Here is a 26,781-nt window from a genome sequence, read left to right on the forward strand (position 1 = left end):
GTGTTTTTGTCGGGGTGGCGGGCTGGCGGGCTGGCGGGCTGGCGGGCTGGCGGGCTGGCGGGCTGGCGGCCACACTTTACCCCCGCCAATACTTGGCAAACGACCACAGTCAGCATCACGCAACGACCAGTTGCAATTGCGAATACGCCAGGTCTTGACGCAAGTCGATCACTAGCGGCAAGTGACTCGCACCATGATCCGCAAAAGCGGGTGTCGCAGGTTCGAATCCTGCCGGGGGCACCTTCGGGTCGCGTCAAGCGCGGGCCAGGCGTAGGGCGACGTCGAGCATTACTCCTGAACCCACGACGAACACCAGCGTCACCACTGCGAGCAGCACGGTTTCGCCGCGGCGACTTGCGTTGCGCAGGCGATGGTTCGCGGCCAACGCGACCACAGCGGCGACAATGGGCAGGACCCACGACCAATGGGGATAGCGGACGATGCCCCAAATGGCGAAACCAACGAAGACGAGGCTCAGTAGCCACACGCCGAAATACGCCTTGCGCAGGATGGCGTCGGTGTCGAACAACGGTGATTCGTTTCGCGGGTCAGCCATCGAGCCAGTCCACCTCGGAGAAATCCTCGTCGTCGACGGAGTCTTGCCGTCCTCTGCGGGACGGCGCGGGGTTGTCGTCGGATGCCAGCTGTGACAACGCATTCCGCCCGGCTTCGGCTTGCGCGTCCTTCTCGGACTCGGACAGGTTGCCGTACCACTCGGTGAAGGCGGATGTGCTTCCGGCGAGCAAGTCGGCGTACGAGTTCGAGCTCAACACTCCGCGCGGGGTCACGTTGCCGGCCAGGAGCTCGCGGGCCAGCTCGGCCGCCGCCGGGTTGGTTGTGTTCGCCGCCAGCTTTGTCAGGAGTGCGTGACGGGCGCGGTTCTTCACCGGGTCCGGGGAGAATTCCTGGGACACGCTCAGACTCCGGGGTGGTCGTAGCCGGCCGGCAGGGGGTGGGCTTCGAAGGTGCCGCCCGAACCGATGATGTCGAGGACACCGCCGTGGATGAGACGGACTGTGTTCTGCACGTTCATCAGCAGGTTTGTCATCTGCTTCCAACCGTCGACGACGTTTTTGCATTCCAGTGCGGCAAGGCTCCAGAGAACGGCCGGGCCGACCACCGTTTCGGCAAGAACACCGCCGGCCGCGAGCTCGATCGCGCCCCAGAAGATGCTGTCGAAGATGTCCTGGATGACGTCGTTGATCGTTTCGGAGAACTCCCACACGCCCTGAGCCGCTTCGCGGTACTTGTCGCGCAAGGCGCCGAGACCCTCCGCGTAGCCGTTCACGGTGTCGGTCAGCCCGCTGAAGTACCGGAACGCTTCGTTGGCCGCGTTGCCGGTCCAGCTCGTCAAGAGGACGGTGATGTTCGTCTTCAGGTCCTGAGCGAGATCAGCGGCAAAGAAGGACAGGGAGTTCAGTGCGTCCGACGCCTTGGCGAACTGTTCCCAATCGCCGGCCACCCAGTTCGAAAACTCCTCGACCGGATTGACCTGGATGGTGGCGTCCAGGAACTGCTGCGCCCAGTAGCCCGCGCTGATCAGGTTGCCCAGGTCGTTGACGAGCTGGATCGGATTGCTGAAGTCGGCGGCCTGCGGAGGCTTCAGCCGTTCCGCCGGAAAAGCGGTCTGCCGGACGGCCTGCGTGCTGGTGTCCGCGGGCAAGCCCGGCACCGACGGCATCTGCGGCGGACGTCCGGGATCGGGATACGTCTGGTCCAGCCGCTCGGCTGAACCCGCGTCGACACGGTCGTACATCTGGCGGGTGCGATCGAGTTCGGCGCTGCTCGCCTCGCACACCGTGGCCAGGGCCGTCAGCGCTTTGACGATTTGGCCCTTGGCCTGCTCGTGGCTGCCGACCAGTTCGGCGATCAACCCGGGTTGCGCGCCGATCTGCAGGTTCGTCTCGGCGAAGCCCTCCGCGACCTTGGTGCCGTCGTGGTGGTTTCGCACGATGCCGCCGTACGAAGCGATCTGGAAGGTGTCCACCGTGAAGCCCACGCGAGCAGTATGCCCAGGACCAAGCCGCCGGACTGCCCGGTTCACTCGTCCGTGCCGCGCCAGCGGGCTCCGTACGCCAGGCCCGGCATGAGGCCGCGGAATTTCAACCCCACCTCCCCCGACGAGTCGACCGCGAGAGGGCGGCCTTGGTAGCCCGGGTCCGACACGTCCCTCTGGAACGCCCCGTCCAATGCCCAGACCTCGGGAGACGGGAGCCGACCGAAGCGGACCCGCAAGTCGAACGAATCGCACGGCTGACGCGGCACCGTGACCATGTACGGCCGCAACGACGGCGGCCGGAACAAGATCGCCACCTCCCACGACTCACCCCGCGTCAAGGGGCGGGGCAGCTCCAACCCGTATCCCCAGCGGGTCGACGTCTCCATCCCGCGATCCACCAAAGTCCCGCCGTAGAGAACAGTGGCCGAGGGGCATCCGGCGGGGAGCGACACCGCCAGATCGACAGAGCGGAGCCCGTCCTGGTCGGCCACGATCCGGCGCTGCTCGAGAACCACAAGCTCGTCCAGCACCAGCGCGATCGACAACGACGACGTGTGCCAGTCCCCAGAAACAGCCGGCGGGGACGACGACGCCGAAGCCAGCTCCGCCAGCAGGTCGATCGCCTCGTCGACACGCCGCCGGACCGTTCGGGGGTCGCGGTCCAGACGATGAGCCGCCCAACGGACTCTGTCCTGGTATAGCGGCTGGCGGGCTTCCGCGCAGATCGCGAAAGCCGCCAGCGCCGCCACTCGCAGGTCCTCCGGGAGGTCCTCCGCCAGGCCCGTCAAACGATCCGACACCTTCTCGCGGATCGCCACCATCCCGTCCTCCGCCGAGACCGCGCATGCCGAACGAAGACACGGCCCCACCCGGTCCTCGACGCGGCCCGCCAAGCCACGACCCTTGCGCAGCGTTTTCAGCTCCTGGACCAGCTCAGAACGCCCCACGGTTGCTCTCCTTCAGTGCGTCTCCATGGCCAGCACCCCCTTCTAGGACAGCGTGCGGCCGGGCGGTGGACCGGAAGTGGACAGAACGTGCATCACCGAGGCGATCAGCGCCGTCCCCAGACGGACGCCGTCGCGGCTCAGGTACGTGCGGAACGTGCCGATGCGGCCCAGCGCCTGCTCGTCCGCGTCGCCCACCCCGAACGCCACCACCCGGGGGCGGCGCGCCCAAGCCGGGTCGCACAACGACGAGAACGCCGACGGCCAGGTCACCGGATCCGTCGGCTGGCCGTCCGACAGGAAGAACACCAACGGCCGGTGGACCCGCACCCTGTGTGTCTCCAGGAGCCGGACGTCCACGTCGATGACCGAGCGCAGGAACGTGAACACCGGTCCGAAGTTGGTGCCCGCGCACGGGCTTGGCGGCGGCAGTTCGGCGACCTCGGCCGCGAGGTACAGCCCGTGGACCGCCGACGGCTCCTCCCCGAAGCCGATCACACTGCACAGGACCCGGTCGGCGACCGACGCGTCGGCGTGGACCGCCCCCCGGAACTCGCGTAGTCCCTTGTTCAGCTCCTCGATGTGGTCGGCCATCGAAAGCGAGATGTCGCACGCGACGTAACACGGCAACACGTCGGACCCCATACCGGTTTCTCCTTCACCCCTGATTCGACCGGCGGAGTCTGGCAACCCGGTGTGTATCGAACGTGCAAGAAATGCGGATTACCGAAACTCCAACGGCCGATTGCGCGACACAACCGGGGAAAGCAACCTGACGCCGGGGAGGCCGCGTGGAGTTTCGGATGCTCGGCCCGCTGGAGGCGTGGCACAACGGCGTGCCGGTGCAGCTGGGTGACCAGCAGCAACGGTTCGTTCTCGTCGTGCTGCTCCTGAACGCCAACAAGCCGGTGTCGAGCGCCCGCCTCGCCGAGATCGTCTGGGCCGACCGCGAAGCCAAGCCCACGCTGATCCGCGGGTACATCAAGCGGCTGCGCGACGTCGGCGTCGGCATCGAGACCACGCCGACCGGCTACCTCCTGCGTGTCGGCGACGACCAGCTCGACACCGTCCGGTTCGCCCGGTTGCGCGCCGAGGCCGGCCGGACCGACGACCCGCGCCGGAAGATCGAGCTGCTGAGGGAAGCCGTCGGCCTGTGGCGCGGGCGGTTCCTCGAGGACATCGACATCGACCGCGTCGGCGGGCCCGAGGTCGGGTTCCCGGAGGAGAGCCTGCCCGACGCCGTCGGCGACCTCGCCGAGCTGGAGCTCGACACCGGCGACCACCGGTCGGCGCGCGACCGGCTGCGGCCGCTCTTCCGGTCCGATCCCGCCAGCCAGAAGCACGCCGGTTTCCTCATGCGCGCCCTGCTCGCCGGGGGTGATCAGGTCGGCGCGCTGCGCGTCTTCAGCAGCACCCGCGACGCGCTCGCCGAGCTGCGCATGGAGCCCGGCCCGGTGCTGCGCAACCTCGCCGCGCGCGCCGAACACGGCGAACCGCCCAGCTCGCTGCCCTCCCGTCCCGGCGGGTTCACCGGCCGCGCCGCCGAGATCGCCGCGATCGAGACGGCCGCCGCGGCCGGGCGCCGCGCCGTCTGGGTCAGCGGCGCGCCGGGCGTCGGCAAGACCGGCCTCGCCGTCGAAGCGGCGCACCGGCTGCGTGACCGCTTCCCCGACGGCCAGCTCCTCGCCCGCCTGAACGGGTTCACCCCGGGCGTCTCCGAGACCAGCGTCGGCGACGCGCTCACCGAGCTGCTGGTCGAGCTCGGTGTGCCGGCCGAGCAGATCCCGGCCACCGTCGGCCGGAAGGTCACGCTCTACCAGACGACGTTGTGGGGTACGCGCACGCTGGTCGTGCTGGACAACGCCGCGTCGCCGGAGCAGATCCGGCCGTTGCTGCCCGAGGCGGACGGCTGTCTCGCCGTCGTCACCAGCCGGCGGATGGGTGACGTGGGCGAGCCCGTCCGGCTGTCACCGCTGCCGCCGGACGAAGCGACCGAGCTGTTCCACGCGCTGACCGACCCGTCGCGGGTGCGCGGCCGGGCGGCCGAGGTGGCGCTGATCGTCAAGCGGTGCGGGTTCCTGCCGATGCCGATCCGGGTGGCCGCCGCGCTGTTCCGGCGGCACGACCGGTGGCCGCTGGAGCACCTGCTCCACCTGCTCGAAGAGAACGGCCCCTGGGGCGAGGAAGACGGCATCGCCGCCGTCCGGGTGTCCTTCCAGCAGCTCGGCGAGCCGCAGCGGGCCCTGTTCCGGCTGCTCGGCAGCCTGCCCGGGCCGGACGTCGACGTCGTCGGCGGCGCGGCGCTGGCCGGGTGCGACGTCGCCGAGGCCCGGCGGCTGCTCGACGACCTGCACGAGGTCAGCCTGCTGGAGGAGGCCGCGCCGGAGCGGTACCAGATGCTGGACCCGCTCAAGGAGTTCGCCGCCGTCGAACCGGCGCCCGGGCCGGCCCTGGTGCGGCTGCTCGACTTCTACCTCGTCACGCTGGCGGCCGCGGTCGGCGCCGCGTACCCGTTCGACCGGGCGCAGCTGCCCGCGTCCGACCGGTCGTGCGCGGTGACCCCGGACTTCGCCGACGCCGGCGCGGGCCTGCGGTGGATCACCGCCGAGCGCGACAACCTCGTGGCCGCGATCCGGTACGCCGCGCGGCACGACCTGCCCGAGCACACGTGGCGCCTGGCGGTGCTGCTGTGGCGCTACTTCAACACGACGAACCAGTTCGAGGACTGGATCGGCACCCTCGAACTCGCTTGGGAGACCGTCGCGGCCGATCCGGGCAACGACTACGGCCAGGCGCACGTGCTGCTGCGGCTGGCCACCGCGCACGACCGGCGCGGGCAGCTCGCCGAGGCTCTGGAGCTGGCCGCGAAGGCGCTGCCGAAGTGGCGCCGGCTCGGTGACACGCGGGGCGAAGCGGCGACGTTGTGCGCGCTCGCGATCCCGACGATGGAGCTGGGCAAGCACGAGCAGGCGATGGCCCACCTCGAGGTCGCGTTGACGAAGTACGAGCAGAGCGAGGACCTGCGCGGCCAGGCCCACGCGCTGAGCATGCTCGGTTATCTGAACGAGCAGCGCGGCCACCTCGACGTCGCGCTGCGCCAGCATTCGGCGGCCGCGCGGATGCTGCGCGAAGTCGGCCACGTCCAGGGTGTGGCGCACACGCTGAACAACCTCGGTTCCGTGCAGGAGAACCTGGGTCTGCTTTCGGAAGCGTTGGCCAGTTACACGGAGGCGCACGCGCACGCCGCCGAGGTCGGGGATCACTGCGTCGAGGCTTACGCGCTGAACAACATCGGCAACGTGCACCGGCAGCAGGGCCGGCTCGCACACGCCGTGCGCTACCACGACAAGGCGCGTGAGGTGGCGGCGAACGTGCCGGACGCCGACCTGCGCACGCAGTTGTACCTCGACCGCGGCGCGACGGCGCTTGCTCGCGGCGCGCGGCGGGACGCCTTGACGGCGTGCAAGGCGGCTTTGGACTTGGCTGACGGCAGCGGAAACCGCGCTTACCAGGCGCGCGCTCATCGCGGTGTCGCCGAAACGCTCCACGCGATGGGTGAGCATTCCGGGGCTGTGACGCATTGGGCTGCCGCCGAAACCGGATTCGACGCGCTTGACCTGCCGGAAGCCGGGGACGTGCGAGAGGAACGCGCGGCGCTGGAATGCGCCTGCAGCGCGCGCTGACGCATTCCGGGCCGGCCGGGGTGCGGCCGGCCCGGGGCGTGTCAACCGTGCCAGGGGTTGCCGTTGGTGCCCGCGGGCGGCGGGCCGGTGGTGGTGGGCGGCGGGGGCGTGCCGCCGTCGCCGTCCGCGAACGCCGCGGTGGAGCCGATCAGCGGCGCCGCCGCGATGATGCAGAGCGCCACGACGGGGCCGCCGATTCTGGCCAGCTTCTTGGGCATGGACATGACGAATCCTCCAAAGGAATGGTGGTTTTCAGGGATTCCGGAGGATTTCCGGGCCCTGCAACCAGGATTCGTCAGGCGGGATGCGTCAACAAGGCGTTTCCTGTTGCCTACGGGAATAGGAAACAGGAAACAGGAAAGCGCCGGCGAGCAGGACGATCGCCGCGACGATCAGGGCAGTCGTGGCGGTCGAGAACGCACCCAAGATCGCCACGCCCAGGACCGCGCCCGTCTGGCGGGACGCGTTCAGTGCTCCGCCCGCGACGCCGGTCAGCTCCGGTGGCGCCGATCCCACCACCGCCGTCAGCAGTGAGGGGATCGTCAGGGATACGCCGAAACCCAGCAGTGCCAGCGCTATTACCGACCAGGGCGTGAATGCCTGCAGGAGCGTGCCCGTCGACATCAGGACGAAACCCGATATCGCCGGGATGCGCGGGCCGATTCGGGCGACCAGACGGCCTGTGAAGATCGGGTTGAACGCCGTCGGGATCGTCAACGGCAGGAATGCCAGACCTGTCGATGACGGTGAATAGCCGCGCGTCTCCTGGAAGTACAGCGACAGCACGAACAGCACGCCCGACAAGGCGAAGTTCACGATCGCGCCGGCCAGGAGGTTCCGGGAAAGCAGGGAAACCGGCAGCATCGCGCCTGGGCGGCGTTGGGATGCCACGAACGCCGCGGCCGCGATCATCGGCAACGGCAGCAACCAAAAGTTGCCCTCGACCAGCGTGTACGTCAATGTCGACAAAGCGACTACGGCCGTGATTTGGCCGATCAGGTCGACTTGTCGCGGCTTGGGCGGCGTCGCGGGGGCCGAGCGGGACAGCGCCAGTGCCACCAGCGCCACCGGGACGTTCACCACGAAGATCGCGCGCCAGCCGAACGCCTCCGTCAGGAGGCCGCCCAGGAGGGGGCCCGCCACCAGGCCCGTTCCGCTCACCGCCGCCCACACGCCCATCGCCTTCGCCCGGGCGGACGCGGATGGGTAAGCCGAAGCGATCAGGGACAGCGATGACGGCACCAGCAACGCGCCCGCGACTCCGAGCAACGCGCGGAGGGCGATCAACACGGCCGGCGAGAACGCGAAAGCCGACAACAACGACAACGCAGCGAACGACGTCAGGCCCGTGAAGAACACGCGACGCGCGCCGAAGCGGTCCGACCACGCGCCGGCCGTCAACAGGAAGGCCGCGAACGTCAGCGTGTAGCCGTTCGAAATCCATTGCTGGTCCGGCAAAGACGGCGACATCGACGGCAGCGCCACCGTCACGATCGTCGTGTCCAGCATGACCAGGAAGTAGCCCAGCGAGAGGCCTGCGAGGAGTCTTGCCACAAACGGAAGCCTGGACTCTCCGTGACACCGGCGGAAGCAGGCAGTTACGATGGCCGGTATCGGAAACGCCGATGGGGGTCCTCATGGAACTGCGTCACCTGCGCACCTTCCGCGTCGTCGCGCGGACGCTCAACCTCACCCACGCCGCCGCCGAGCTGCACTACGCGCAGTCCAGCGTCAGCGAACAGATCCAGGCCCTCGAAGCCGAGCTCGGCGCCAAGCTCTTCGACCGGACGAACCGGACGCTCACCGCCGCCGGGAAACGTCTGTCCGGGTACGCCGACCAGGTGCTCGAACTCGTCGAAGAAGCCAAGGCAGCCGTCGACGACGAACGCGGCGAGCCCGACGGCGACCTGACCATCGGCGCGCTCGAAACCCTTTGCGCGCACTGGGTTCCCGGCATCCTCAGCCACTACCGGACGCGGTGGCCCGGCGTCAAGCTGACGCTGAAGGAAGGCGGCCGCGGCGAGCTGTACCACGGGGTCCGGGAGTCCGAAATGGACGTCTGCTTCACCTTCGGCGACGCGCCGGGCGAGCCCACCTTCGCCAGCCGGAAGATCGGCGAGGTACCGCTCGTCGTCATCGTCCCGCCGGGACACCCGTTGGCGAGCAAGGAAAAAGCCGTACCCGGAGATCTTCGCGGGGTCGGGTTCCTGGCGACGCCGAAGGGGTGCGGCTTCCGGGAAATGCTGGACCGGCTCGACGGACCCGTCATCGACACCGAGGTGGGCAGCCTCGCCGCCCTCGGGCGGTGCGTCGCCGCCGGGATGGGCTGCGGGATCGTGCCCGCCCTGGTCGACCACCCCGGCGCCGTCGCCGTTCCGCTCGCCGGCGAGACCACCGACGTCACCCTGACGTGGCGGCGGCGCGACGAACACAAACCCAGCATCGCCGCGCTGCTCGCTAGTGCTTGACCACGGACAAGCCGTCCGCCACCACGACTCCGTCGTGGACGACTGTCCGATCGCGACCGCGGTCCATCACCGCACTGGCCGGCGTTTCGCCGTCGACCAAGACCAGGTCCGCTCGATCACCGGCGGCCAGGCCGGGGCGATCGGAAACGCCGGTCAGGCGCGGGACGTCGTGGCTCATGATCGACGCGCCACCCATCGTCGCCACCGCCAGCGCCAGCTCGATGTCCGCGTCACGGCGGAAGCCGCGGGTGAACGCCAGCTGCCACGTCCGGTCCAGCAGGTCGCAGTTGCCGTACGGGCTCCAGTAGTCCCGCTGGCCGTCCTCACCGAGTCCGATGCGGACACCCGAAGCAACCAAGTCCAAAAGGGACAGTTGACCGGCGGCAGAAGGCGCCACCGTCGTCATCGCGATGTCCAGCGACGCGAAGTCATCGATGACCCGGCGGCTCACCGACTCGGAGATCGAGCCCAGGTCGTACGCGTGGGACATCGTCACCTTGCCCCGCATGTCCAGCGCGCGTACGCGCTCGATCACCAGGTCCGTCGAGAACAGGCCGAGGTGCCCCGGCTCGTGCAGGTGGATGTCGATCTCCGCGTGGTGCTTTTCCGCCAGGCCGAACACCGCGTCCAGGTGTCCTTTCGGATCGCGATCCAGCGTGCACGGGTCGATGCCGCCGATCACCGTCGCGCCGGAGCGCATCGCCGCGTCCAGGACGTCCAGCGTGCCCGGTTCGCGCAGGATGCCGGCCTGCGCGAACGCCATCACCTGCACCTCGGCCTGGTCGGCGAACTTCTCCCGCGCCGCCAGGACGGCGTCGAGCTTCTCCAGCTCGCAGTCGACGTCGACCTGCGCGTAGCTGCGGACGCGCGTGGTGCCGTGCGCGATCATCCGCTCAAGGGTCCCGGCCACCCGTTCCGGCAGCGGGACCTCCGCCGTGCGCCAGTTCTCGCGGTCGTTCGTCATCATCGCCACCACGCCGGGCCCGCCGGTGTGCGGCCGGAACGGCAGCCCGATCCGCGTCGAGTCGAGGTGCACGTGGACGTCGCTGAACGCCGGGAACAGCAGCCGGCCGCGGCCTTCGACGGTCGCCGGCCCAGGCGAGTGCGGACGGACCGCCGCGATCCGGTCGCCCCGCACCTCGACGTCACTTCGCGCACCGCCCCACGGGCGGACATCTCGGATCAACATCGATGACACGCTACTTGCCCAGCGCGTCCACACCGGCCTGCGCGAACGCCTCGTCCTGCGCACCGGACGGCGCCCCGGCGACACCCACCGCGGCGATCGGGGCGGAACCCGCGGTCACCGGGACCGCGCCGGCCAGGAACAAGGTGCCGTCGATGTCCTTCAGCGTCGGGGTCTGCTGCAGGCGGCCGACCAGTTCGGACGTCTTCGCGTTCCAGGACACCGCCGTGAACGCCTTTTCCTGGGCGGAGCTGTAGGACTGCGGGCCCGCGCCGTCGCCGCGCAGGGTCAGGATGGTGTTGCCGTCGCGGTCCACGACGGCGACCGACACGTGCTGACCGGCCTTGCCCGCGGCGTCCAAAGCGGCCTGGGCGGCCTTCGAAGCGGCGGCGATCGACAGGTGCGACGTCTGGATGACGCCCTTGGGCGCGGCCGGGGCCGCGGTGGCGGACACAGCGCCGACGGTCGTGGCGCCGACCGCGGCGAGTCCGGCAACGGCGGCGGCGATCCGGGTACGGGTCGAGATCATGGTCTGCTCCTCGGGTTCGGAAGTGCGATGACTCCAGCTTCACCCCGCCGCGGGCACGATCCGGTCGTCGTCCCGGCCGACAACCGGGTCATCCGATCGGCTGATGCGCGGCCCTTCCGCCGGGCTGAGGCTGGTCTCGGACGAGGAAGGAGCCAGCATGGACGGCATGACCGGAGCCGACGCCGACACGAGGTGGCTCGCCGTGGTCATGCACTCGGCGTTCTTCCTGCTGGTGCTCGCCTCGGCGGTCCGCTTCCTGACGCGCCACGACGGCAACCCGCTGACCCCCTGGGTGATCGCGTTCACCGCCGCGCTGGTCCTCGCGTACGGCGCGGGCCTGGTCTTCCGGCCGAGCAGCCTGCTCTGGCTGACCGTGGTCCTCGCGCTCTGGGTCGTGCTGGTGGTGCTCGCCCCCAGCTTCGCCTGGTCGGCCATCCCGCTGTTCGTCACCGGCCTGCGCACGCTGCCGACCGGGCAGGCCCTCGCCCTGGTCACCGTGATCACGGTGCTGGTGGTCGTCTCGCAGAACCGGCTGGCCGACGGCTTCGACCCGAACCTGACCATCGTGCCGATCGCCATCGCGGCGGTCACCGCCGCGGTCATCACCTACATGCGACGCCAGGCCGAGCGGCTGCGCGAATCCGAGCGACGCGCCGGCGTGCTGGCCGAGCGGCACCGCGTGTCCCGGGAGCTCCACGACGCGCTCGCGCAGGGCCTGTCCAGCCAGGCGATGCTGCTGCAGGCCGCCGACCTGGCCTGGGACCGGCCCGACCTCGCGCGCGAACACGTGCGTGCGGCCCAGCGCATCGGCGCGGGCAACCTGTCGGAGGCACGCCGGCTCGTCCAGGACCTCGCTCCCGCCGACCTCGTCGACGCCACGCTCGAAGAAGCGCTGCGCGCGGTGGCCGGCCGGGCCGGGCTGCCGGTCGACGTCCGCATCGACGGCGCCGAGCGGCCGCTGCCCGAGCGCGTCCAGTCCACTGTGGTCCGGATCGCCCAGGGCGCGCTGGCCAACGCGCGCGAACACGCCGACGCCGGCCGCGTCGTCCTCACCCTCACCTACCTCGACGACCAGGTCGTCCTCGACGTCGCCGACGACGGGCGCGGTTTCCTCGAATCCGCGCCCGAGGGCGAGCGGGGCCACGGGCTGCCGGCCATGCGCGTCCGGGCTCAGCAGCTCGGTGGCAGGCTGACCGTGGAGTCCGCGCCCGGCCAGGGCACGGTGATTTCGGCCGCGATCCCCTGGGAGACCGTTCGATGAGCATTCGCGTGCTGGTCTGCGACGACCACGCCGTCGTGCGCGCCGGCCTGCGCGCCCTGCTGGGGGGTGCGGACGGCATCGAGGTCATCGGGGAGGCGGCGAGCGGCGAGGAAGCCGTCGCGACCGCCGCCGCCACGCACCCCGACGTCGTCCTCATGGACATCCAGCTCGGTGCCGGGATCGACGGGATCGAGGCGACGCGGCGGATCCGGAGCACCCCCAGCGCGCCCCGGATCCTGGTACTGACGACCTACGACACCGACGCCGACATCAGCCGGGCCATCGCCGCCGGCGCCACCGGGTACCTCCTCAAAGCCGGGTCCGCCAACGAGCTGTACACGGCGATCGAGGCGGCCGCGGCCGGGCGCACCGCGGTGTCCCCGCCGGTCGCCGACCGGATGATGGCCCAGCTGCGCGCCCCACGGCCCACGCTGACCGACCGCGAAGGCGACATCCTCCGCCAGCTGGCCCAGGGGCTGGGCAACAAGGAGATCGCCCGCGCGCTGTTCATCAGCGAGGCGACGGTCAAGACCCACCTGGGCCGGATCTACGGCAAGCTCGGCGTCGACACCCGGGCCGGCGCGGTCGCGGTGGCCAAGGAACAGCGGCTGCTGGACTGATCACGCGTTGTCCAACAGGGACAGGTGCTCGTCCGGCAGCGCCAAGGTGAACGCCGGCGCGATCGACTCGTAGTGTTCCCAGGTCCGCGGGCCGATCAGCGGAAGCACGCCCCGGTGGAGCAACCACGCCAACGCCACCTGGTTGCCGGACGCGCCCAGCGCCGAAGCCACCTTCGCCACCGCCGCCAGCCGCGTTTCCGAGGCCGGGCCCGCATACGCACGCCAGATCCGCGTCGACTCGCGGTAGGCCGCGTCGTCGTAGATTCCGCGCAGCAGCGACGAATACGCGGCCAGCGAGACGTCCGGGTGCAGCGACAGCCAGTCCAGCAGCTCGCCGCCCGCGATCGAGGGGACGTCGGGGCCGGTCGGGCGCAGGTACGAGTGCTGGACCTGCACCGCCGCCGGGGGCGCCCAGCCGTTGGCCAGCGCCAGGGACCGGATGCGGTCCAGGCGCCACGTCCGGACGTTGCTCCAGCCCGTGTAGCGGATCTTGCCCGACCGGACCAGACCGTCCAATGCGGACAGCGTCTCCTCCAGTGGTTCACGGCGGAGGTCGACGTGGACGTAGTAGAGGTCGATGTGGTCGGTTCCCAAGCGCCGCAGGCTTTCCTCCACCTCGCGCCGGATCACCGCGGCGCTCGCGCCTTCGTACGTCCGCTCGCGCGCCTCCCAGTCCGTCGTGCCGTCCGCACGGACGGCAGCGCGGGCCGCGGGGAGGTCCGTGGGCTGCGCCGAGACTTTCGTCGCCAGGAAGACGCGATCGCGGCGCCCCTTCAAGAGGCGGCCGAGGAGGGCTTCGCTTTCGCCGCCGGTGCACGACGGGCCCGCCCACCACGCGTAGCAGTTCGCCGTGTCCAGGAAGCCGCCGCCGGCGTCGAGGTACGCGTCCAGGATGCGGGCCGACGTCGGCTCGTCCGTCGACGTGCCCATCGTCATGCAGCCCAGCGACACCTGGCTCACCCACTGGCCGGTCCGGCCCAGTTCCACCTTCTTCATGCGACGAACCTACGACCGAATCGGTCCGGTACTACAGTCCAATGGTGTGGCCGGATCACAGACCAATTGGGGCGTCCTGCTGGACCTGAGCGGTCCGGGGCCGAAGCACGAACAGCTCGCGCGCGCCCTGCGCCGGGCGATCCGCGGGCTCGACGACGGCGTCTCCGTACCGCCGAGCCGGCAGCTCGCGGCCGACCTCGGGTGCTCGCGGTGGGTCGTCACGCAGGCCTACGCCCAGCTCGTCGCCGAGGGCTACCTCGACGGGCGCGCCGGTTCGGCCACGCGCGTGCGGCGGGTCGGGGACGCCGTCACGGCCAAGCCGCCGGCCCGGCCGGCGCCACCGCGGTACGACCTCGCGCCCGGACTCCCCGACCTGCGGCACTTCCCGCGGCAACGCTGGGCGGACGCCGTGCGCGGGGTGCTCGCGACCGTGCCGCACACCGACTTCGGGCTCCCCGATCGAGACGGTCATCCCCGGCTCCGCAAGACCCTCGCCGGCTATCTGCGGCGGGTCCGCGGCGCCGAAACCGACGACGTCGTGATCTGCGGGGGCGTCACCGACGGCGTGACCCGCGTCTGCCGTGCCCTGCAGGCGAACGGCGTCACGCGGCTGGCCGTCGAAGATCCCGGTTGGACACGGCTCCGGCGCGCCGCCGCGGCGACCGGGATGGCGATCGATCCGGTGCCGGTCGACGACGAGGGCGTCGACGTCGGACGGATCCCGCGCGGGACACGGGCCGTGCTCGTCACGCCGGCGCACCAGTTCCCCACCGGCAGCGTCCTCTCGCCCCGGCGGCGCGCCGACCTCCTCGCCTGGGCGCGGGAGGTCGACGGACTGATCCTCGAAGACGACTACGACGCCGAGTTCCGCTACGACCGGCGGCCCGTCGGCACGGTGCAGGGCACCGATCCGGGGCGGGTCGCGCTCTTCGGTTCGGTCAGCAAGACGCTCAGTCCCGCGCTCGGCCTCGGCTGGGTCTCGCTCCCTCCACAGTGGACTCTTCCCGGACACGCGCCGCCGGTGGTCGACCAGCTCGCGCTCGCCGGGTTCGTCGACAGCGGCGGCTACGACCGGCACCTCCGGGCCGCGCGGCTGCGGTACCGCGCCCGGCGCGACCGGCTCGTCGAGGCGCTCGGGCCCGGGCGGCTTTCCGGGGTGGCGGCCGGGCTGCACCTCCTCCTGCACCTGGACCGGGACGCGGCCGAAGTGACGAAGAGGGCGCGCGCCAAGGGCGTCAAGGTGGCCGATCTCGACGACTACCGCGAGGCTCCCGGCGAGCCCGCGCTCGTCCTCGGCTACGGCAACCTGGCCGACAACGCTGTCGGTGCCGCCGTCCGGTTACTGCGCGAAGCGGCCGGTTGAGGTCTTCTCAAACGCCCATCGAGGTGGAAAGCTGCTGACCGAACGACGGGCCTGACCAAAGGTCCGGTTCTGACAACGTTGTCATCTCCTGAGAGGTGCGCCCATGTGGTCGCAGAGCAGACGGCTGGCCGCCGCGGTGGCCGTGGGGGTGGTCGTCACCGGGCTGGCGCCGGCCGTGGCGGAAGCCGCCCCGCCGAGCGCGGATCCGGTGAGCCTGGTCAACCCGTTCGTCGGCACGCAGAACTTCGGCAACACGTTCCCCGGCGCGAGCGCGCCGTTCGGAATGGTGCAGGTCAGCCCGGACACCGGCGGTCAGGGCGGCTACGACTACCTGCAGAACGCGATCTACGGCTTCAGCCAGACGCACCTGTCCGGCGTCGGCTGCGGCGTGATGGGCGAGCTGCCGATCATGCCCACCACCGGCGCCGTCGACAACGTTGACAAAAACGCGTACAGGTCCGAATACAGCCACGACGACGAGCACGCCGAGCCCGGCTACTACCGCGTCGGCCTCAAGAAGTACGGCGTGAACGCCGAGCTGACCGCAACCGCGCGCACCGGCTGGCAGCGCTACACCTTCCCCTCGACCGGGCAGGCGAACGTCCTGTTCAACACCGGCCAGGCCAACCAGTCGGTGAAGGACTCCGAGATCCACGTCGTCGGCGACCGGACCCTCGAAGGCCGCGTCCGCGCCGGCGGGTTCTGCGCCGGCCACGACGAGCACACCGTCTACTTCACCGCCACCTTCGACCGCCCGTTCAGCTCGTACGGCACCTGGCGCGACTCGACGCGCACGCCGGGCAGCCGCGACGCCGCGGGCACTGGCGGCAACGGCGCCTGGGCCAGCTTCGACGCGAGCACCGACCACGACGTCGTGCTCAAGGTCGGCCTGTCCTACACGGGGCTCGACGGCGCGCGGAAGAACCTGGCGGCGGAGACTTCGAACTTCGACTTCGACGCGACGCGGGCGGCGCTGCACCAGCAGTGGGCCGACCGGCTCGGCGCCATCAAGATCGGCGGCGGCACGACCGAGCGGCAGACGGCGTTCTACACCGCGCTCTACCACGCGCAGCTGCACCCGAACCTGGCCGGCGACACCGACGGCGCGTACACCGGCTTCGACGGCAAGGTGCACACCGCGAGCGGGTACACGCCGTACCAGAACTTCTCGCTCTGGGACACCTACCGGCCGCAGAACCAGCTGCTCGAAATGCTCGAACCGCAGGTCGCGCGGGACGTCGCGCTGTCGGTCGTGGCCATCGGGCGGGACGGCGGGTGGCTGCCGCGCTGGGCGCTGGCCGAGAGCGAAACCAACATCATGACCGGCGACCCGGTGACGCCGTTCCTCGTCGAAGCGTGGTCGAAGGGCCTGCTCGCCGGGCACGAAGAAGAGGCGTACGCGCTGCTCAAGAAGAACGCGACGAGCACGCCGCCCGCCGACTCGCCGTACAACGGCCGTTCCGGCGTCACCTACTACAACGACCGCGGGTACATCCCGAGCGGCCTCGAGCTGGGCAAGGACTGCGCGGCCAAGGGCGGCGACAACGACTGCGAGCACCCGGCGTCCGCGACCATGGAGTACTCGGCGGCCGACGCGGCGCTCGCGCTGATGGCCCGCGGGCTCGGCCACCAGGCCGACGCGCGGATGTTCGCCGACCGCGGCCAGTGGTACCGCAATTTGTGGGACTCGGCCACGCAGCAGTTCCGCCCGCGCACGACCGAGGGCACGTTCCTCACGCCGTACAACCCGGTCGACGCCGACCACCAGTTCCACGAAGGCGGCGCGTACCAGTACCAGTGGCTCGTGCCGCAGGACCCGGCCGGGCTCGTCTCGCTGATGGGCGGCAAGCCCGCGACGCAGAAGCGGCTCGACTCGTTCTTCGCCTACGACAAGCTGTTGCAGGATCCGGCGGGCACCGCGCGCAACGACTGGATCGCCAGCCCGTACGACTACTACGGCAAGCCGACGTACAACCCGAACAACGAGCCCGACCTGCTCGCGCCGTACATGTACAACTGGGTCGGCGCGCCGGCGAAGACCGCGACCGTCGTCCGCGCGGCGATGACGCTGTTCACCACCGGCCCGGACGGCATGACCGGCAACGACGACCTCGGCACGATGTCCGCCTGGTACGTCTTCTCCTCGCTCGGGCTGTACCCGACGATGAGCGGCGCGAACTTCCTCGCGGTGTCGAGCCCGCAGTTCGAGTCGGCGACCGTCCGGATCGGACAGTACGGCCGGTCGCAGGGTGGCACGCTGACCGTGAACGCGCCGGGGGCTTCCGACGCGAACCGGTACGTCCAGAGCGTGTCGCTCAACGGCCGGGACGTCCGGCAGACGTCCCTTGATTGGTCTTCCCTGGCGCACGGCGGCGTCTTGAACCACAAGCTCGGGTCGAAGCCCTCCTCGTGGGGGACATCCGCCAGTGCCGAGCCGCCGTCGGTGAACAACGCCGTCGGTGACCTGCGGCGGCACGTCGACGCGTCGCTGCGGCAGTCGTCCGTGGTGATCCCGGCGGGGGCGGCGCAGCAGGTGCACCTCGACCTGGACGTCCTCGCGCAGAACCCGGCCCTGCAGCCGGTGACGGTCTCCGTCACCGCGCCGGCCGGGTGGAAGGCGAAGGTCCAGCCGGTCGACCTGATCTGGTCGGGACGGCTGCCGGTGCAGAAGACGGTGCCGATCACGGTGACCGTGCCGGCGGGGACCGCGCCGGGGACGTACGCGGTGCAGGTCAAGGTGTCCGGGCTGGGCGCGAACAGCGTGTCCCGGTCGGCGACGGTCGAGGTCCGGACGCCGTCGGCGTGTGCTTCGCCGGGTACGCAGTGCGCGGTCGACCTGGGCCGCGACTACAACCACGACGGCACGGCGACGGTCGAGGCGTCCATGGAGGGCAACTTCGACGGCGGCGGCTGGAGCTACGACGCTTCGCTGCTGCCCGCGGCCGGCCCGGTGACCTGGGACGGCGTGACGTACGCGGCTCCGGACGCTTCGGGGACTTCGCCCAACTTCGTGGAGGCCCGTGGGCAGTCACTGCTGCTCCCGGCGGGTCAGCACGGCGCGCTGCGGCTCGTCGGGGCCTCGCACAACGGCCCGGTGTCGACAACCCTGACGGCGCACTACACCGACGGCACGAGCGCCGACCTCGCCGTGACGTTCGCCGACTGGGCGGGCTCGGGGTCATCGGTCGTGCTCGACATGCCGCACCGCATCAAGGCGGGCAGCGGAGTCGACGGGCCGCCGGTCCGGCTGTTCGGGGTATCGGCGACCTTGGACGGCGGGAAGACGCTGCAGTCGGTGAGCCTGCCGAACGATCCGCGGGTCGAGATCTACGCGCTCACCCTGGTCTGAGCAGTGCGAAGGCCCCCTTGCCGGCTCAAGGTGCCGGCAAGGGGGCCTTCGACGTCTTTCGGAGAAGCGCGGTCAGGCGACGATGCGGGGCTCGGAAGCCAACTTCGACAGCGCTTGCGTCAAGCGCCGGGCCGCGGACTCCCACTCCTCCAGTGCGCTGCCCCGGCCCAGCGCCGCCGTTCTCAAAGACCGGCGCAGCTCCGGGTCCGCGTACCAGCGGTGCAGCGCGTCCGCCAGCGCGAACGGGTCGTTCGGTGGCACCAGCAACCCCGGCATCTCGCCGTCGGCATCCACGCCCAGTGCGTCGTACACCCCGCCGACCTCGGTGGCCAGTACCGGGATGCCGCGGGCCAGTGCCTGCGCTACAAACATGCCGGACGTCGCCGCGCGGGCCGAGATCACCAGCAAATCCGCCGCGTTGTACGCCGCGTTGAGGTCGACCGCGTCGCCCGCCAACGTTATGCGGCCGCCGAGGCCGAGCCGTTCGATGGACCAGCCGAGCTCGTCGACGTAACCCCGGTCGGCCTCCAGTGAGCCGGCCATGACGCAGGACAGCGCGAGGTGATCCACCTCGCCGAGGGCCTGGACCAGCAGGTCCTGGCCGTTGCGGCGGCTGACGTCGCCGACGCACAGCAGCCGGGAGACGCCGTCCGCGCCCGCGGCGAGCGGCGCCGCGTCCGTGCCCGGCTTGGCCACGTAGACGCGGCCAGGGTCCAGGTCGTGGCGGTCGATCAGCAGGCGGGCGAGCCACGGGCTCGTCGCGACGACCATCCCGGCCATCCGCAGCGTCTCGCGCTCGCACGCGTCCAGCTCCGCCGCGTGTGACGGGTCGAGGCCCGGCTCGTCGGCCAGGGCCTGGTGCACCAGCACGGCCAGCCGCAGCCGGCGCGCGTGCGGCACGACGATCTCGGGCACGCCCGACGCGATCACGCCGTCGAGCAGCACCACCGTCCGGTCCGGCAGGGCAGCCAGGGATCTGGCCAGGCGACGCCGGGACGTCGCGTCGGGCTCCGGCCAGTCGCCGGCCATCGGCAGCTCCAGCACCGGCTGCCCGACGGCGGGCAGGTTCTGGCACATGCGCTTGTCGTACGTGTCGCTCCCCGGCGGCGCGGCCGGGAGGATGAACACCATCGGGTCGGCGGGCCTCATCGCGCGGGCCGGGGCAGGACGGTGGGACGGGACACGGCTACCTCCGGCGCGGTCGACGACGATGACGGCTCATCTGTCACACGCGGCCGGAGGCGAGACGGTTCAGCCTTGGGAGTCAATCATCCAAACGCCCTTCACCTGGACCATCGTGAAGGTGTCGGTCTCGGCCTTGCCACCGTCGTAGAGGACGGTCGCGGTCACCTTGCCGGGGCCGGCGTCCTTCACGTTGGTCGCGTTCACCGACTTGTACCGGCTCCAGAAGCTCTTGTACGAGTCGTACGTCTGGTGCCGGGAAGCCTTGAAGTTGTCCGTCAGGAGGTTCCACGCCGCCGGCAGGTTGCCGGGCAACAGCCGGTAGTAGGCCGAGAGCGCGTCCGCGGCGCTCGTCGTCGCGGACACCGGCGAGACCGGCGTCGAAGTGGAGGGCGCCGTGGTCGACGGGGTCGGGGAAGGCGACGGCGAAGGTGACGCCGATGGCGGAGGTGTCACGGACGCCGAGGTCGATGGCTGCGTCGCGGGCGGCGGGGCCGCGGTGTCCGTCGGCGCCTTCTGCCGCACGACCAGCAGGATCGCGACGACGACCGCGACGCACAGCAGCGCCGCTCCCGCCCCGACCGCGATCATGCCCTTGCGCGCACCCGGCGACACGGTGGCGACTTCGCCGGCCGGCGGCACGGCGACGGTGGCCGGGACGGTCGGCACCGCGGCCGGCACGTCGGCGACCTCGGCCTCGGGGACCGTCGCCGCGAGGACCGACTCGCCCGGCTCCGCGTCCGTCAGCAGCGCTCGCAGCTCCTGCTCCACCTCGTCCATCGACGGCCGCTCGGCCGGATCGGTTGCGAGCATCCGCAGCAGCAGCGGGGTCAGCCGCTCCGCCTTGGTGGGCGGCTCGATCTCCCCGCTGGAGGCCTTGTAGAGCAAGGCGATCGGGTTGTCCGCCGTGCCGTACGGCGGCTGGCCCTCGACGGCGGCGTAGAGCGTGGCGCCGAGCGAGAAGACGTCGGCGGCGAAGTCCGCGTCCTCGCCGCGGGCCACCTCGGGCGCGAGGTACGCGGGCGTGCCGGCGATCTCGCCGGTGGCGGTGAGCTTGACGTCACCGATCGCGCGGGAGATGCCGAAGTCGGTGATCTTCGCCGTGCCGTCGTCGGAGACCAGGATGTTGGCCGGCTTCACGTCGCGGTGCACGATCCCGGCGCGGTGCGCGCCGGCCAGCGCCGAGCTGATCTGCGCGCCGACGCGGATGGCGTCGTCGACCGAGGCCGGTTCTTCGCCGATCAGCACGGCGAAGCTCTTCGACGGCAGGTACTCCATGATCAACCACGGCCGGTCCTCTTCCTCGAGGACGGCGAACACCGTGATCGCGTGGGAATGCTGCAGCCGGGCGGCGATCCGCGCCTCGCGCATCGCGCGGTTCTTCGCCTCTTCGGTGCGGTGCTCGTCGTGGTCGTGCGGCAGCAGGAGTTCCTTGATCGCCACGGTGCGGCCGAGCATTTCGTCCTGGGCCCGCCACACCGTGCCCATCGCCCCGCCGCCGATCGGCTCGAGCAGCCGGTACCGATCGCGGATCCGGCGACTTTCCACGAGCATCCACCATTCTCCGTACGTGCCTGCGAGATCCGGCCAGCATGCCAGGATCATCCGCCGGCCGGTACCAACGTAACCGAAAACCTCGGACGGACAGCGCAATCGCGCGCTGTGGCGCTGCCCACGGGGTACCCGGAATCCTAACGAACAACCCCGTACGCCCGATCAAGTGCGTCCAGAATCTCTTTGCGCAGACCGGCACCGACGGCGATCGTCGACGACGAACCGACCGTGTGCTCGCTGCCGTCGCGGTCCACGACGGCCCCGCCGGCCTCGCGCACGAGCAGCACACCGGCCATGGTGTCCCACGGGTTGTTGGACAGGATCAGTGCGGCGTCGAGCTTTCCGTCCGCCACCCAGGCGAGGTCGATCGCCGCGGTGCCGAGCATCCGGATCTTCTGCGCCCGCGCGCCGAGGTCGGACAGCAGCCGCAGGCGCGTCGCGTTCTTCTGTTCCGCCAGACGGCCGATCGCGAAGTCACCGACGGCGATCATGGCGTCCGACATTTCCGTCGCGACGGACGCGCCGACACGCTCTCCGTTCGCGAAAGCACCTTCGCCGCGCGAAGCGGTGTACGTGACACCGAGGTACGGCAGGGCGATCGCGGCGACCGTGCTGTGCTCGCCGTCCACCAGGGCCAGGGAAATCCCGCAGAGCGGAATTCCGCGGGCGAAGTTCGCGGTGCCGTCGATCGGGTCGAGCGCCCACCAGCGGCCGCCGCCGTCGCCGGTGCGGCCGCGCTCCTCGCCGAGTACGCCGATCTCCGGCGTCTCGGCCGTGAGGAACTCCCGCAGCGCGTCCTCGACCGCCGTGTCGACGTCGGTCACCAGGTCGCGATCACCTTTCGCGGAAACGGAAAAAGTCGGGCGCGACCGGACGATCTCCGTCGCCTTCGCCACGGCTTCGCGCGCGACGTCGAGTAGTGCGGCATGCTCGCTCATGACTTCCAACCTAGTGAAGGGACGTACCCGTGACCGATCTCTTCCCGCTCTCGACCACGGCCGACGAGCAGCAGCGGGGCGCGGCGGTCGCGGTGCTGCCGGTCGGCAGCTTCGAGCAGCACGGCGCGCACCTGCCCCTGGCGACCGACACGGTCATCGCGGCGACCCTCGCGAAGGCCATCTCCGGCGCCTACCCCGTGCTCCACCTGCCGCCGATCACGATCTCGTGCTCGCACGAGCACGCGGCGTGGACCGGCACGGTGAGCATCTCCGCGCGAACGTTGCACGCGGTGATCACCGATGTCGCCGCGTCACTGAAGGCGTCCGGGGTCGGGCGGCTCGTCCTGGTCAACGGGCACGGCGGCAACTACGTACTGTCCAATGTGGTCCAAGAGGCCGCCGGCGCGATGGCGTTGTTCCCCGGCGTCGCCGACTGGCAGGCCGCGCACACCGCGGCCGGCCTCCGGACGTCGCTGGACGACGACATGCACGCCGGCGAGCTGGAGACGTCGATCCTGCTGCACGCGCACCCGCACCTCGTGCGGCCCGGCCACGAGACGGCCGACCACGTCACCGACCGGGAGCACCTGCTGACGCTGGGCCTGCGGTCCTACACGGAGTCGGGGGTGGTCGGCCGTCCTTCGCTGGCGACCGCCGCGAAGGGCCACGTCGTGCTGGACACGCTGGTCCAGCGCTTCGCCGGCGTGCTCGAGGTGCTAGGCGCCTGAGAACGCCTGGCCCAGGTGCGGGAGCAGGTGGTCCATCCGTTCCGCCTTGGTCCGCAAGTACCGCAGGCTCTCGGGATTCGGCGGAACCAGCAGCGGAACCTGCTCGCTGATCCGGATTCCGTAGCGCGTGAGCTGTTCGACCTTGCTCGGGTTGTTCGACAGCAGCCGCACCGACCGGACCCCCAGGTCCTGCAGGATGCCCGCCGCCGCGTGGTAGTCGCGGGCGTCGACCGGCAGGCCGAGCGCCACGTTCGCGTCGACCGTGTCGAGACCCTCGTCCTGCAGCCGCATCGCCTTGAGCTTCGCGAGCAGGCCGATGCCGCGGCCCTCGTGGCCCCGGACGTAGACCAGCACGCCCGAGCCCTCTTCGACGATCCGGTCCAGCGCCGCCGCCAACTGCTCGCCGCATTCGCAGTGCGTCGAGGCGAGGACGTCGCCGGTCAGGCACTCGCTGTGCACGCGGGTCAGCGTGCCCAGCTCGCTGATCTCGCCGTGGACCAGCGCGACCTGCTCGGTCCCGGCGCGGTCGAGGTAGCCGACCGCGCGGAAGGTCCCGTGCCGGGTCGGCAGCCGGGTGTCGACGACCCGCTCGACCACGGGCCGGTGCGGCAGACCCCCGGCAAGATCACTGACGTCGCTCGCGGTCATTACTTGAACCCCACTTCCGATTCGATCCCGGTGCCGGCCGCCATGCGCGGGGCGAGCACGACACCGGTGTGCGGAGCGCGGGTCACGCGGAACCCGGCGACGCTCCGGACGAGCAGGACACCGGCGCCGGGCAGGCTCGCGACGAGCGTGAGCACGCCGTAGACCACAGCGACGGTGACACCTTGGGCGGCGCCCAGACCGGCCGCGCCGAAGAGCAGGGCGCAGACGCCCTCGCGCGGGCCGAAGCCGCCGACGTTGAGCGGGAGACCCATCGCGAGCAGCGCGAGGATCATCAGCGGCACGAGCTGCCCGACCGGCGCGTCCACGCCGGCCACGCGGGCGGCGACGACGAACAGCGCCAGGTGCCCCGCCAGCGTCGCGACCGACAGGAAGCCCACGCCGGGCCAGGTCTCCCGGGTGAACAGGCCGAGCCGCAGGTCGGCGAGCGTGACGGCGAAGCCGCGCCGGACCTTCGACGGGCTGTGGATCCAGCGCCCGCCGAACACGCGCCCGGCGACGATCGCGGCGACCACGGCCAGCACGACGACCACCCCGGTGATCGTCACGACCTCGCGGAACGCGCCGGGAACGACGTCCGGCGACACCAGCACGACGGCGACCGCGGACGCGATCAGCACGAGCTGGCCGGCGGTGCGCTCCAGGACGACGGCGCGCACGCCGCGCGGCACGTCGCCGGAGTCGCGGCCGTGCTGCACCGCGCGGTGGACGTCGCCGAGGACGCCCGCGGGCAGCACGCCGTTGAGGAACAGCGCGCGGTAGTAGTCGGCGACCGCGGTCCGCAGGGAAAGCCGCAGGCCGAGCCGGGTGGCGACGATCTGCCAGCGACCGGCGCTGAACAGCGTCGTCGCGAAGCCGATGACCAGCGCGGCGAGCACGCCGGGCGTGTTGATCCGGCCGAGGCCGTCGAGGAAGGCGGCGCTGCCGAGCTGCCAGACGAGAACGCCGAGGATGGCGAAAGCACCGAAGATCCGCAGCCAGGCCAGTGCGCGCTTCACGCCGCCACCTCCAGGCTCGGCGGCAGGACCAGCAGGTCGCCGTGGTGGATCACCGCGTGCAGCTCGCCGGCCTCGGCCATCTCGAGCCGGCGCTGCAGGTAGACGTCGGCGGCCGGGCGCAGCTCGGGCAGCTGCTCGACGGCGGCGCCGACCCACCCCTCGAGCCACTGCCGCTGCAGTTCGGCCTGGTCGGGCCCGAGCCGCCAGGCGCTCTCGGCGCGCACGACCGTGGCGCCGAGCCGGCCGAACGCGGTCGCCGCGACGTCCACCGCGGTGGGGCCGAGCAGCCGCCGGCCGCCGGTGAGCCGGCGCTGGTGGGCGTTGAAGGAGGACGAGAGGGCGGCGTCGAGCGGGTCGGCGGGCGACAGTTCCACCCGGCCGGTCACCGAGAGCATCAGCAGCGCCGCGCAGCCCGCCTCGACGATCGCCCTGGCCAGCGCCGTGACCTCGGCTTCGGTCAGCAGATCGAGCAGGGCGGACGCGGTGACCAGCGACGTCCCGGCGAGGTCGGCGGCGCGCAGCGCGGTGACGTCCTGCTGCTCGGCGACGACGTCGATGGGGCTGCTGTCCAGCGCGGTGGACGGTAGGGAGGTGCGGGCGTGGGTGAGCAGCTCGGCGTCCTCGTCGTGCAGGATCCAGTGCTGGGGGCCGGGCAGCCGGGCGGCCAGCCAGCGGCCGAGCGAGCCGGTGCCGCAGCCCAGGTCGCGGATGACGACGTCTTCGTGCTCCGGGAGGAAGTCGCGAAGCGGGTCCAGCAGCTCTGCGGCGCGGGCGGTGGCGTCGGCGGGTTCCCGCAGGTACAGCCAGTCCGGGGCGAACGCGGCAGCGCTGACCGATTCGCTCGCGAGCTCACTCATGCCGCCGCCTCCTGCCGCTGCAGGATTTCGGCGATCCGGCGGGCCGTGTCGTCCCAGCCGGTCAGCGTCTCGCGGCGCAGCTTCGCCGAGGCGCGCAGCCGCGTCCGCAGGTCCGGCTCGGTGAGCCAGCGGCGCAGGGCGGTGCCGAGCGCTTCGACGTCGTCGCCGGGCACGAGCATCCCGGGCACCGAGCCGTCCGGCGCGACGCCGACGGTGTCGGGCAGCGCGTCGACGTTGGTGGTCAGCACCGGCACGCCCCGGGCGAGGGCCTCGGTGACGACCATGCCGAACGTCTCGCCGCGCGAGGGCAGCACGAGCAGGTCGGCGGAGTGGTAGGTCGCGGCCAGCGCCGCGCCGGTGCGGGGGCCGGTGAGGGTGAAGCGGGCGCCGAGCCGGTGCTCGCGCAGCCGCTCGACGTACTTCGTCTCGCGCCGGATCCCGCCGACGCATTCGCAGGTCCAGCGCAGGTCGGCGACGGTTTCCAGGGCCTGGGCGAGCACGCCCTGGCCCTTGCGCGGGGTCACGTTGGCCACGCAGACCAGGCGCGACATGCCGTCGGTGCCGATGGCCGGCGGTGCCGGGTCGACGCCGGGCGGCACGGCGTGCACGCGGTGCGGGGCGAGACCGTGGTGGCTCACCAGCCGGCGCGCGGCCCACTCGCTGGTCGCGACGACCGAGCTCGCGGCCCGCAGCGTTTCGCGCTCGAGGGCGTCGAGCTCGGCGGCCAGCGCGGGCGGCAGGCCGGTCTCGTCGGCCAGCGGCAGGTGCACCAGCACCGAGAGCGACAGCCGACGCGCCTGCGGGACGACGACCTCGGGCACGCCACAGGCGACCAGGCCGTCGAGCAGCACCGCGGACCCGGTGGGCAGCGCGGAAAGCAGGTGACCGAGGACCGCGCGGGCCTCGGTGTCCGGGCGCGGCCAGGAGCCGGAGACGGCGATCTCGTGGACGTCGAGGCCGGCGTCGGCGAGCCGGTCGCACATCCGGCGGTCGTAGGTGTTGCCTCCACTCGGGACGGACGCGTCGTCGACGTCCCCGGGGAGGATCACGTAGAGGCTGTTCACAGCGCACGCTCGTAACTCGCCCAGGCGACGTGCGATTCCTTCAGCGAGACGGCGATGCCTTCGAGGCCGCGCGCGCCTTCGCCGAGGCGTCCGGCGTGGACGGCGTCGGCGAGGCGGTCGGCGACGACCTTCGCGAGGAACTCGGTGGAGGTGTTGATGCCCTTGAACTCCGGCTCGTCGTCGAGGTTGCGGTAGTTCAGGTCGCTCAGCACCGCCCCGAGCTCTTCCGTGGCCTTGCCGATGTCGACGACGATGTTGTCCTCGTCGAGCTCGGCGCGGCGGAAGGTCGCATCCACCACGAAGGTCGCGCCGTGCAGGCGTTGCGCGGGTCCGAAGACTTCTCCGCGGAAGCTGTGGGCGACCATCACGTGGTCACGGACGGTGATGCTGAACACC

General features: G+C 71.2%; 25 protein-coding genes. 7 read left to right on the forward strand and 18 right to left on the reverse strand.

Going from position 1 to position 26,781, the window contains the following annotated elements:
• Positions 1-253: 253 nt before the first annotated feature.
• The 5 genes from ABZ342_RS38865 to ABZ342_RS38885 form a co-directional block, all read right to left on the reverse strand.
• Positions 254-556, reverse strand: a complete 303-nt coding sequence (locus ABZ342_RS38865; protein ID WP_360484099.1) for a hypothetical protein — start codon at positions 554-556, stop codon at positions 254-256.
• Positions 549-914 (reverse strand): hypothetical protein, encoded by a 366-nt coding sequence (locus ABZ342_RS38870; protein WP_360484102.1) that lies wholly within the window; start codon positions 912-914, stop codon positions 549-551. The genes ABZ342_RS38865 and ABZ342_RS38870 overlap by 8 nt, the downstream gene beginning before the upstream one ends.
• Before the next feature lie 2 nt (positions 915-916).
• On the reverse strand, positions 917-1,999 hold the full coding sequence (locus tag ABZ342_RS38875; RefSeq protein ID WP_360484105.1) for a hypothetical protein: 1,083 nt from the start codon (positions 1,997-1,999) through the stop codon (positions 917-919).
• Between the two features lie 41 nt (positions 2,000-2,040).
• Positions 2,041-2,820, reverse strand: coding sequence for a hypothetical protein (locus tag ABZ342_RS38880; RefSeq protein WP_360484108.1), 780 nt, complete (start codon positions 2,818-2,820; stop codon positions 2,041-2,043).
• A gap of 168 nt (positions 2,821-2,988) precedes the next feature.
• Positions 2,989-3,588, reverse strand: a complete 600-nt coding sequence (locus tag ABZ342_RS38885; RefSeq protein ID WP_155540824.1) for a hypothetical protein — start codon at positions 3,586-3,588, stop codon at positions 2,989-2,991.
• Between the two features lie 146 nt (positions 3,589-3,734).
• On the opposite strand from ABZ342_RS38885, the gene ABZ342_RS38890 reads away from it, so the two are divergent.
• Positions 3,735-6,626, forward strand: a complete 2,892-nt coding sequence (locus ABZ342_RS38890) for a BTAD domain-containing putative transcriptional regulator (protein ID WP_360484111.1) — start codon at positions 3,735-3,737, stop codon at positions 6,624-6,626.
• Positions 6,627-6,667: 41 nt separating this feature from the next.
• On the opposite strand, the gene ABZ342_RS38895 is transcribed toward ABZ342_RS38890, so the two are convergent.
• A complete protein-coding gene (locus ABZ342_RS38895; protein WP_155540823.1) occupies positions 6,668-6,850 on the reverse strand; it encodes a hypothetical protein in 183 nt (60 codons plus the stop codon).
• 85 nt (positions 6,851-6,935) lie between these two features.
• Complete coding sequence (locus ABZ342_RS38900; RefSeq protein ID WP_360484116.1) at positions 6,936-8,180, reverse strand: MFS transporter; 1,245 nt, start codon at positions 8,178-8,180, stop codon at positions 6,936-6,938.
• An 83-nt stretch (positions 8,181-8,263) separates the two neighbouring features.
• Between ABZ342_RS38900 and ABZ342_RS38905 the strand changes: the two genes are divergently transcribed.
• Positions 8,264-9,094, forward strand: a complete 831-nt coding sequence (locus ABZ342_RS38905) for a LysR family transcriptional regulator (protein WP_360484119.1) — start codon at positions 8,264-8,266, stop codon at positions 9,092-9,094.
• Here the strand turns inward: ABZ342_RS38905 and ABZ342_RS38910 are convergent.
• Together ABZ342_RS38910 and ABZ342_RS38915 are read right to left on the reverse strand one after the other, a co-directional pair.
• Positions 9,084-10,283, reverse strand: a complete 1,200-nt coding sequence (locus ABZ342_RS38910) for an amidohydrolase family protein (protein ID WP_360484122.1) — start codon at positions 10,281-10,283, stop codon at positions 9,084-9,086. The two genes, ABZ342_RS38905 and ABZ342_RS38910, sit on opposite strands and share 11 nt — an antisense overlap.
• 10 nt (positions 10,284-10,293) lie before the next feature.
• Positions 10,294-10,809 carry a heme-binding protein gene (locus ABZ342_RS38915; protein ID WP_360484124.1) on the reverse strand — a complete coding sequence of 172 codons (516 nt, stop codon included), beginning with the start codon at positions 10,807-10,809 and terminating at the stop codon, positions 10,294-10,296.
• 157 nt (positions 10,810-10,966) lie between these two features.
• Here ABZ342_RS38915 and ABZ342_RS38920 point away from each other — a divergent pair, with 157 nt between their 5' ends.
• On the forward strand, positions 10,967-12,070 hold the full coding sequence (locus tag ABZ342_RS38920; RefSeq protein WP_360484127.1) for a sensor histidine kinase: 1,104 nt from the start codon (positions 10,967-10,969) through the stop codon (positions 12,068-12,070).
• Positions 12,067-12,690 (forward strand): response regulator transcription factor, encoded by a 624-nt coding sequence (locus ABZ342_RS38925; protein WP_360484130.1) that lies wholly within the window; start codon positions 12,067-12,069, stop codon positions 12,688-12,690. The genes ABZ342_RS38920 and ABZ342_RS38925 overlap by 4 nt, the downstream gene beginning before the upstream one ends.
• Here the strand turns inward: ABZ342_RS38925 and ABZ342_RS38930 are convergent, their stop codons facing one another.
• Entirely contained in the window at positions 12,691-13,686 is a 996-nt protein-coding gene (locus ABZ342_RS38930; RefSeq protein ID WP_360484133.1) for an aldo/keto reductase, read from the reverse strand.
• 46 nt (positions 13,687-13,732) lie between these two features.
• On the opposite strand from ABZ342_RS38930, the gene ABZ342_RS38935 reads away from it, so the two are divergent.
• Positions 13,733-15,049, forward strand: a complete 1,317-nt coding sequence (locus ABZ342_RS38935; protein WP_360484136.1) for a PLP-dependent aminotransferase family protein — start codon at positions 13,733-13,735, stop codon at positions 15,047-15,049.
• Positions 15,050-15,152: 103 nt separating this feature from the next.
• Positions 15,153-18,398 (forward strand): GH92 family glycosyl hydrolase, encoded by a 3,246-nt coding sequence (locus ABZ342_RS38940; RefSeq protein ID WP_360484139.1) that lies wholly within the window; start codon positions 15,153-15,155, stop codon positions 18,396-18,398.
• Between the two features lie 72 nt (positions 18,399-18,470).
• Here the strand turns inward: ABZ342_RS38940 and ABZ342_RS38945 are convergent, their stop codons facing one another.
• The 3 genes from ABZ342_RS38945 to ABZ342_RS38955 form a co-directional block, all read right to left on the reverse strand.
• Positions 18,471-19,529, reverse strand: coding sequence for a glycosyltransferase (locus ABZ342_RS38945; protein ID WP_360484142.1), 1,059 nt, complete (start codon positions 19,527-19,529; stop codon positions 18,471-18,473).
• Positions 19,530-19,649: 120 nt separating this feature from the next.
• Positions 19,650-21,134 (reverse strand): protein kinase, encoded by a 1,485-nt coding sequence (locus tag ABZ342_RS38950; RefSeq protein WP_360484145.1) that lies wholly within the window; start codon positions 21,132-21,134, stop codon positions 19,650-19,652.
• Positions 21,135-21,271: 137 nt separating this feature from the next.
• Positions 21,272-22,072 carry an inositol monophosphatase family protein gene (locus tag ABZ342_RS38955; protein WP_360484148.1) on the reverse strand — a complete coding sequence of 267 codons (801 nt, stop codon included), beginning with the start codon at positions 22,070-22,072 and terminating at the stop codon, positions 21,272-21,274.
• 29 nt (positions 22,073-22,101) lie between these two features.
• Here ABZ342_RS38955 and ABZ342_RS38960 point away from each other — a divergent pair, with 29 nt between their 5' ends.
• Positions 22,102-22,800, forward strand: a complete 699-nt coding sequence (locus tag ABZ342_RS38960) for a creatininase family protein (RefSeq protein ID WP_360484151.1) — start codon at positions 22,102-22,104, stop codon at positions 22,798-22,800.
• Here ABZ342_RS38960 and ribA read toward each other — a convergent pair.
• The 5 genes from ribA to ABZ342_RS38985 are packed head-to-tail and all read right to left on the reverse strand — an operon-like array spanning position 22,789 to position 26,780.
• Positions 22,789-23,448, reverse strand: coding sequence for a GTP cyclohydrolase II (gene ribA, locus ABZ342_RS38965; protein WP_196425144.1), 660 nt, complete (start codon positions 23,446-23,448; stop codon positions 22,789-22,791). The genes ABZ342_RS38960 and ribA overlap by 12 nt on opposite strands.
• Positions 23,448-24,464, reverse strand: coding sequence for a lysylphosphatidylglycerol synthase transmembrane domain-containing protein (locus ABZ342_RS38970; RefSeq protein ID WP_360484154.1), 1,017 nt, complete (start codon positions 24,462-24,464; stop codon positions 23,448-23,450). The genes ribA and ABZ342_RS38970 overlap by 1 nt, the downstream gene beginning before the upstream one ends.
• Positions 24,461-25,321, reverse strand: a complete 861-nt coding sequence (locus tag ABZ342_RS38975) for a class I SAM-dependent methyltransferase (protein WP_360484157.1) — start codon at positions 25,319-25,321, stop codon at positions 24,461-24,463. Before ABZ342_RS38975 ends, ABZ342_RS38970 begins: the two co-directional genes overlap by 4 nt.
• Positions 25,318-26,385, reverse strand: coding sequence for a glycosyltransferase family 4 protein (locus tag ABZ342_RS38980; protein WP_360484160.1), 1,068 nt, complete (start codon positions 26,383-26,385; stop codon positions 25,318-25,320). Before ABZ342_RS38980 ends, ABZ342_RS38975 begins: the two co-directional genes overlap by 4 nt.
• Positions 26,382-26,780 (reverse strand): 6-carboxytetrahydropterin synthase, encoded by a 399-nt coding sequence (locus tag ABZ342_RS38985; protein WP_155540806.1) that lies wholly within the window; start codon positions 26,778-26,780, stop codon positions 26,382-26,384. The genes ABZ342_RS38980 and ABZ342_RS38985 overlap by 4 nt, the downstream gene beginning before the upstream one ends.
• Position 26,781: the final 1 nt, after the last annotated feature.

This window comes from Amycolatopsis sp. NPDC005961, assembly GCF_040629235.1.
Classification (GTDB): domain Bacteria; phylum Actinomycetota; class Actinomycetes; order Mycobacteriales; family Pseudonocardiaceae; genus Amycolatopsis; species Amycolatopsis camponoti.

Excerpts from the sequence above, each read along its gene's own strand:
- ABZ342_RS38925 (WP_360484130.1), top strand. The coding sequence starts at position 12,067 with ATGAGCATTCGCGTGCTGGTCTGCGACGACCACGCCGTCGTGCGCGCC.
- ABZ342_RS38920 (WP_360484127.1), top strand. The coding sequence starts at position 10,967 with ATGGACGGCATGACCGGAGCCGACGCCGACACGAGGTGGCTCGCCGTG.
- ABZ342_RS38885 (WP_155540824.1), bottom strand. The coding sequence starts at position 3,588 with ATGGGGTCCGACGTGTTGCCGTGTTACGTCGCGTGCGACATCTCGCTT.
- ABZ342_RS38950 (WP_360484145.1), bottom strand. The coding sequence starts at position 21,134 with ATGCTCGTGGAAAGTCGCCGGATCCGCGATCGGTACCGGCTGCTCGAG.
- ABZ342_RS38975 (WP_360484157.1), bottom strand. The coding sequence starts at position 25,321 with ATGAGTGAGCTCGCGAGCGAATCGGTCAGCGCTGCCGCGTTCGCCCCG.
- ABZ342_RS38895 (WP_155540823.1), bottom strand. The coding sequence starts at position 6,850 with ATGTCCATGCCCAAGAAGCTGGCCAGAATCGGCGGCCCCGTCGTGGCG.
- ribA (WP_196425144.1), bottom strand. The coding sequence starts at position 23,448 with ATGACCGCGAGCGACGTCAGTGATCTTGCCGGGGGTCTGCCGCACCGG.
- ABZ342_RS38940 (WP_360484139.1), top strand. The coding sequence starts at position 15,153 with ATGTGGTCGCAGAGCAGACGGCTGGCCGCCGCGGTGGCCGTGGGGGTG.
- ABZ342_RS38945 (WP_360484142.1), bottom strand. The coding sequence starts at position 19,529 with ATGGTGTTCATCCTCCCGGCCGCGCCGCCGGGGAGCGACACGTACGAC.
- ABZ342_RS38905 (WP_360484119.1), top strand. The coding sequence starts at position 8,264 with ATGGAACTGCGTCACCTGCGCACCTTCCGCGTCGTCGCGCGGACGCTC.
- ABZ342_RS38955 (WP_360484148.1), bottom strand. The coding sequence starts at position 22,072 with ATGAGCGAGCATGCCGCACTACTCGACGTCGCGCGCGAAGCCGTGGCG.
- ABZ342_RS38910 (WP_360484122.1), bottom strand. The coding sequence starts at position 10,283 with ATGTTGATCCGAGATGTCCGCCCGTGGGGCGGTGCGCGAAGTGACGTC.
- ABZ342_RS38865 (WP_360484099.1), bottom strand. The coding sequence starts at position 556 with ATGGCTGACCCGCGAAACGAATCACCGTTGTTCGACACCGACGCCATC.
- ABZ342_RS38930 (WP_360484133.1), bottom strand. The coding sequence starts at position 13,686 with ATGAAGAAGGTGGAACTGGGCCGGACCGGCCAGTGGGTGAGCCAGGTG.
- ABZ342_RS38880 (WP_360484108.1), bottom strand. The coding sequence starts at position 2,820 with ATGGTGGCGATCCGCGAGAAGGTGTCGGATCGTTTGACGGGCCTGGCG.
- ABZ342_RS38915 (WP_360484124.1), bottom strand. The coding sequence starts at position 10,809 with ATGATCTCGACCCGTACCCGGATCGCCGCCGCCGTTGCCGGACTCGCC.